The sequence below is a fragment of the Acinetobacter sp. USHLN143 genome (assembly GCF_037145695.1).
Classification (GTDB): domain Bacteria; phylum Pseudomonadota; class Gammaproteobacteria; order Pseudomonadales; family Moraxellaceae; genus Acinetobacter; species Acinetobacter fasciculus.
The window spans coordinates 1-392 of record NZ_JBBCWZ010000234.1 but is presented as its reverse complement, the minus strand read 5'-3'; the positions used below and the strand labels follow the sequence as shown (position 1 = coordinate 392).

Sequence of the window (392 nt, the reverse complement as noted above, 5' to 3'; positions counted from 1 at the left end):
AAATGCTGCATTATCCATAACCACTACACTATTTTCAGGTAATGCTGGTATGAGGAATTGCTCAATCCAAAAATGAAAAACATCTGAATTGATTTTGCAGTCAAATAAACCGACTGAAAATAACTTACCCTCATAGATTGCTCCAATGGCATTGGTCTGATTCTTTAATTGCCAATTATATTGCCCTAAACAAGGTACTCCTTTTCGTGAGTAGCCATGAGGTCTGTAATCATGTGACTTAAAACCACTTTCATCCACATAAATAATCGGGTGGTTTGTTCCTAATTCATTCACTTGCTGAATAAATTTATCCCTAAGCTTTGTATCTGCTTTAGGATGGCTTAACGTCTTTTTTTAACTGTAATATTTAAGCGCTTTAATGCAGCACCAAT

General features: G+C 35.2%; 1 protein-coding gene. It reads right to left on the bottom strand.

Features of this window, described 5'->3' with window-relative positions; translation table 11 throughout:
• Positions 1-294 (bottom strand): transposase (locus tag WFH18_RS17865; RefSeq protein WP_336755421.1); only part of this gene is annotated, 294 nt, incomplete at its 3' end.
• Positions 295-392: the final 98 nt, after the last annotated feature.